5 protein-coding genes and 2 pseudogenes are annotated in these 5,941 nt (G+C 39.0%); 2 read left to right on the plus strand and 5 right to left on the minus strand.

Translation table 11 applies throughout. From position 1 onward, the window contains the following. Positions 1-276 precede the first annotated feature (276 nt). A pseudogene (locus L655_RS0110935) lies at positions 277-504 on the plus strand (transposase domain-containing protein); the annotation flags it as partial. A gap of 78 nt (positions 505-582) precedes the next feature. Here L655_RS0110935 and L655_RS0110940 read toward each other — a convergent pair. Together L655_RS0110940 and L655_RS0110945 are read right to left on the minus strand one after the other, a co-directional pair. Further along, positions 583-1,521, minus strand: a complete 939-nt coding sequence (locus L655_RS0110940) for a hypothetical protein (RefSeq protein WP_024605052.1) — start codon at positions 1,519-1,521, stop codon at positions 583-585. A 543-nt stretch (positions 1,522-2,064) separates the two neighbouring features. Then, entirely contained in the window at positions 2,065-2,508 is a 444-nt protein-coding gene (locus L655_RS0110945; RefSeq protein ID WP_024605053.1) for an antitoxin Xre/MbcA/ParS toxin-binding domain-containing protein, read from the minus strand. 612 nt (positions 2,509-3,120) lie between these two features. Here L655_RS0110945 and L655_RS1000000126980 point away from each other — a divergent pair. Then, positions 3,121-3,453: pseudogene (locus L655_RS1000000126980) on the plus strand (RES family NAD+ phosphorylase); the annotation flags it as partial. On the opposite strand, the gene L655_RS1000000127990 reads toward L655_RS1000000126980, so the two are convergent. The 3 genes from L655_RS1000000127990 to L655_RS0110960 all read right to left on the minus strand — a co-directional run. After that, positions 3,389-3,751: a transposase gene (locus L655_RS1000000127990; RefSeq protein WP_241764479.1), complete on the minus strand. Its 363-nt coding sequence runs from the start codon at positions 3,749-3,751 to the stop codon at positions 3,389-3,391. The pseudogene L655_RS1000000126980 and the gene L655_RS1000000127990 sit on opposite strands and share 65 nt — an antisense overlap. Before the next feature lie 26 nt (positions 3,752-3,777). Continuing rightward, positions 3,778-4,614, minus strand: a complete 837-nt coding sequence (locus tag L655_RS01000000125495; RefSeq protein WP_241764480.1) for a transposase — start codon at positions 4,612-4,614, stop codon at positions 3,778-3,780. Positions 4,615-5,354: 740 nt separating this feature from the next. After that, on the minus strand, positions 5,355-5,941 hold a 587-nt coding region (locus L655_RS0110960), incomplete at its 5' end, for an IS5 family transposase (RefSeq protein ID WP_024603875.1).

Raw genomic sequence — 5,941 nt, forward strand, 5'->3', positions numbered from 1 at the left:
GTAAAGTTTTCTGGCGAATTCAATTATACCTTATCTTCATGCTGTTTGTTTTTCATACCACAAAGATCAACACGCCCTAGAGAGTTGTTCTTTCAGAAAGGTAGAATTATCGTTATCGAAGGTCAAGAAGATGTTCTTTTATTTCCAAATATTGCGGAATAGCTGGATCTTGATATATCGGCGTTATTTTTCGGCTGGGGAGCTGGGAAGTCCAGCCCCAAAACAAGTTAGGGTAAATACTCTAAATAATTGTCCAAAATCACTATGTCACTACAGTTCGTAATAGGGCGAAAAAACTGGTTATTCTCAAATACCTGTAATGGCGCAGATGCCAGTGCGATACTTTATAGCCTTGTTGAAACCGCAAAGGCAAATGACCTTATAGTGCATGATTATATTTCTACTTGTTTACAGCACCTTATTGAGCAGCATGATAATCTTGAATCGCTGTTACCTTGGAACATTAAACAAGCCAGGTGCCGTAAGCTATACGCTTACAAATAATTCTTTAGTTGGCCATATGGCTATCTTTAGATTCAGTTAGAAGTCCCCCAGTCTTTGAATCGATAGGGGGGAACACGCTTAAATAATAGGCTTGCTGTTAACATTTGAATCAAAATACAGCTTTTCACCATTAACATATGAGAATGAAGTATTGAACGTAACTGTTTTCTTTTTAGCGTTACTCATATCTGCAATAACCAGTGAGCTAGGAAATACCGTTGCGGCAGGTAGCTTTGGTGCAGTTAATAACATTGTATATAACGCTATATTTGGACGGCTAACTTCATGTACCACAATGTAGTGGCCATTTAACATACCAGTAACAGAAGATGTAAAACCAATCGAGCAGCCCGTTTCTAAAGAATTAACTTCGTCTGTGATATTTACAATATTTTTTTTCCAGTATTCGTACTTAATAGCTGCAGGATTATTTTCTGTATGCATATAACTGTAAGCTTTAACACATTCATCGCCTGAGTAAACAATATAGTTATCAGATGGAATGCGTTTGTTTTTTTGGAAAAATGCCCCGTGAAAATTAGCGCCATCTATTTCAGCCATTGCTTTTTCAAAATAACCACCCAGTCTTTGCTGGACAATGTATGCGGCATCAACGGGTTTCGTTATATCTAATTGCTCAACAGGCACAAAATCTACAATGTAAGGCCGCCAATCGCGTCGGTCATTTGTGTTGGATGCAAGAACGCTGTTACCTACAGCATTAAGAACACCACCGTAAAGAAACCCAGTTGCAGCAGATAAGCCAACGCTGCTTTTTCCTACGTCATTCGCTTGCGGGTTAGCTGAGTCGTTTATACCACGACCTACACCTGAGCTATAACCCAATTTAGCAAGATTAAACGGCACACTATCATCGTTGTCCCACTTATATACATCTGTACTGTTAATAGTTAACGGTATTGGATCATTAGGCGCTAATACATCGTAGCGGTGGGTTGATTTACAACCACTTAAAACGGCAAGCGATATGACTGTGGTAAGTAATGCTGTTCTCATTTTGTTAATTCCCTTTTTGTTTTTATCGAAATTTTCCGAGAAAACCCATTGATCGACGCGTATTGGCGTCGATGGGTAGTTCACGCTTGCATATGTATACGTTGTTAGTTTAAGAAACAGTTCTGGTCATTACTTTTAATGTTAAAATGTAACATGTTAAAATGTATTAGTTCAGACAAGATCTGACAGTTCATGTTAAGACTTATTCAGCTAAACGCTAAGGTCTAAGCTTATTTAGGCTATAAGTGTCTTTACTTTAAATCGTTAGTTCCGTCGGCCATTTCTGAAAAGCACATACAGGAAAAATTTGGAGTGGCTGAGGGATTACCAAAGCAGTTGCGTGATTAAAAACAGCTGAGAAATTAGGTTTACGTATGAATATATGCGGCTTAAATGACAAACCGAAGCCTTTTCAAGCATACCCGATTGTTGTGTAGAGACGGTATAAGCAGCAATACAACGGGTTTAGCACTATGGCGTTCAATACTGAAAGACAATTACAGGGATTGTTATATTGCTTAGGACCTATCCGATAAACGACTATTACGCTGTAAATCCATGCTGTAGCCCGCTAATGACTCTGCGTATTAATTCACGGCCACGGATACTGTTCATTATGGCTCGCGCGGGTTGATTATCAAACTGAACATTGGGTGTGCCTAACCATATATTCCAATTATCGATACTGCTGAAATATGCAATCCCAAAGTTTGACAATCGTGCCACTTCAATCGCATTCTCACTGATCTGTTTATTTAAAGGCTTATCTTTATTACGTAACAAAGTACGTTCAGTTGTGCCCAGCGCTTTTGCTAAAGTACTCAATTCCCATTGTATTGAAGTAGAAAAAGTACGTAAACCGGCTGTTGTTAAGCCTACTTTAACTATCGCAATTTCAGCCATAGGACTTGAGTGCGTATTTAATTCTCCAAGCGTGACGGTATTGATAAAGTCATGCTTTGTACTTATATGCTGTACCTTATTCATTAGTAGCTCACTATGATTGACAACAATTACCTTTAGCGTTCATAGCTAACTCGTAAAACCCTGAGTAAAATAATATAGCAAGGTAATGAGTAATATCCTAAATCGCATACGATCTTTGGGACACGAAATGCGTATGTCGACTTATACGCTATCAAAGCTGGAAAATATTGCTAATTAGATAAAAGAACACTATCTGTTTCTATTTTTAAGGGCGTATAAACCAGTGGCGAGAGCCACTACAGACATAGCTAAAACTAATAAAGTGGCTATTTGTATTGCGTTCATAAATTATCTCCTGATGAGTATATTTTAAACTTCATATTAAACTATAACTTTGATAATTTTTAGTACAAATTTAATATTTACAGACTAAGGCTTTATCTAATGTTGTCGAGCAAACCGGTGTTCAGAATGAAGTAATCTCGCTGGATAGTATACATAATATTTTTCGTACATCGCTTGCATCATTCTTTAGATCTATATTTGATAGAATTTTAACTCATGACGAGTTTCGAGCCTAACTGCGAAATACATTGTCTAAACTGTCAGTGATGAACTACTAGACAAAATTACGCGGGCTTGACTAGTTTCATCTGAGATACAGCGTTTGCTGAAACTATATATCACCGAGAAAGATTCTTATCAGCAACTAATGAGCCAGACACAGAACTAACAATGCGTTGCTATATTAATAAGGTCTCTCTGGACCTACATGATATAAGGGATGATGAGTTTAAACATTTATATACCGATGACTATGTCGCTCCCCAACAGTTTGCAAAACATTTGCGTACAAACGGCAGTAATGGCTTACTGTGTGAACTACCCATCGACGCCACTCCGTGTCGATCAATGGGCTTCTACAGCCTTGACTTAGAGACTAGGCTGCTTCTTTTTTCTCAGTTCCAACAGCAAACTTCGATAGCTCGAAGACTTTCGTTTTAATGGCTGATTTCTGCTGAGATGTGGGGGTAACCCTTGCGACGATCCCAGCCGCAATCAAATCTAATTCACCTGTTTTTGCTATGACTTTAGCCGCTGACAAGTCTCGGCTTTGGTTAGTTTCACAAGCCGTACATGTGAAATATCTGTCGTTCAATGTTAAAACATGATGTTGGCCGCATTCAGAACAAACCCCAGTGGATTTTTCAAACCTGCCAATCTCGTGATAGAGTTTACCTTCAAGCTCAGTTTTGTATTTTGAAAGCTGAGTAATTAAGCCCATCACATTATCGGCAACCATGCTGCCATTGAACTTTTGCATCCCTTTTACGTTAAATCTTCGAACACTAAAATGTCATTTTCATTGGTTATCTGGCGTGAAATTTTGTGTGCAAAGTCGAGCCTTTGCCGTGAGATTTTGCCGTGTAATTTGTTGATGCGTTGTTTGGTTTTTTGCCAGCGATTTGAACCTTTAGTTCGGCGTGCAAGCTGGCGTTGCAATTGATTTAACTTTGTTTTTGACTGCTTTAAAAACTTGGGGTTATCGACCACAAAACCATCTGAGCCAACAACAGTTTGCTTTGAGTTAATGTCAAAACCTGTGATTGTTTTTAAAACTTGTTTAGCTGTTTTGCACTCAACTTCCTGAGTGATGCTGCATCCCCATTTTCCGTGGTGATACTGGATAGTTACAGTCTTGATTTTACTTGCTAGTTTGCGATGCAAGATAATGGGTATCTTGCCTACCTTTGGGATACTGATAGCGCCATTTTCAATGCGGATACAGTGCGAGTTATTGACCGCTCGAAAACTATCGTTGTGAAGTTTTTTCTTTTTATATGAGATCTTGTGCTTTGGAAAGCGTTGCAAGCGACCTTTAGTAAAAACATTCTTGAGCGCTAATTCTAGGTCGCGGGCAACTTGTTGAGCTGCCGCAGAATCGAATGCTTTGATCCAGTTAAACTCTTCGAACGTCTTGATATCTTTAAGTAGTGAGGCCATGTCTTTGTAAAACAAAAACGTTTTATCGAACTCATATCGACGCATGTTCTCAGACAACAATAAGTTCCAAATGCCACGCGCTGTCGCGCCAAACTCAACGAGTTTAGCTTCTTGCTCTGGCGTAGGATTTAGCCTGTAGTTGTATCTAAGCGTCTTTTTCATACACTGTATAGACTACTGTATGGAAATGAGTTGTCAAGATGGAATATGAAACTAAATCTCACTGTAAATATTTAATAGCGCTACATTTAATACTTGTGGTTAAATATAGAAAACAATTGTTAAAAGGTGATGTAGGTGATTTTGTAAAACAAAAAATCACTGAAATTGCAGAGCGCTCAGAATTTAATATCGAAGAGATCGAGGTGGACAAAGATCATATACACATATTGCTAACGATCTCTCCCAATATCAGCGTTGCGAGTTACGTTAGGAGAATTAAACAATCTACAACGCAAAGTCTATGGTCGAGATTTAAATGGTTTAAAAAGCAATTCTGGGTTAAAAAAACATTTTGGTCTGACGGATATTTTGTTTGCTCTGTTGGGAATGGGCTGCTGATACAATTCAAAAATACATTCAAGAGCAGGGCTAACTATTCCGATTCATCCCATCGACGCCGCTTCGCGTCGATCAATGGGTTTTCTCGGAAAATTTCGATAAAAGTGTTCGTGATGAAGGGGGTGAATGCTTAGCCGCATTTAAGCCTAAAGCGGTGACGATCCCTATTCAAAGTGGGCATTACAAGTACATTTGGAGCGGTAAAAAACAGAAAATTGAAAACATCCTCGAAGTTAACCTCATTAGGCAATGTTGAGGCAAGAATGATCAGACAATACATTAAGGGAAGTAGCGCGATTCATATCTGCGACTAGGGGCTGTTGATCTTTGTAGTACATATATCAATCAGCCCACATTGGTAGCCACATCATAGTAAATGCTAAAGCGAGCATTGAATGATAATTTCGTTCAAGCTTTTCATACCGCGTGGCTATCCCTCTATATTGCTTAATACGGCCAAATGCATTCTCAACCAAGTGCCGATATTTGTACATGCACCAGTCAATATCTTCATTGCCTACTAAACTGTTGCCCTTACGTGGAATAACGGGTGTAGCGTTATTATCACGAACAAACGCTCTCAGTTTTTCACTGTCGTAGCCTTTATCTGCGACAACCATATTACTTGTTGGGCAATTAGCTACGAGTGACTCTGCATGGACGATATCATGCGTATTTCCACAGGATAATTCATAATAAACAGGCAACCCTCCGCTATCGACTGCAAGATGAATTTTCGTAGAATTTCCACCTCGGCTCTTTCCAATTGATTCATTGTCAGCAGTTCTTGCACCGCAACTATGTTGATGAGCCCTGACAATACTGCCATCAATGAAGACCCAATCCATGTCCGCATCACGAGATAATGCGCGAAACAGTTCATTCAAAATCCCTTTTTTGGACCATAAATTAAACCGTCTGTAGATAG

It is taken from the genome of Pseudoalteromonas sp. TAE79, from assembly GCF_000498015.1.
Lineage (GTDB): Bacteria > Pseudomonadota > Gammaproteobacteria > Enterobacterales > Alteromonadaceae > Pseudoalteromonas.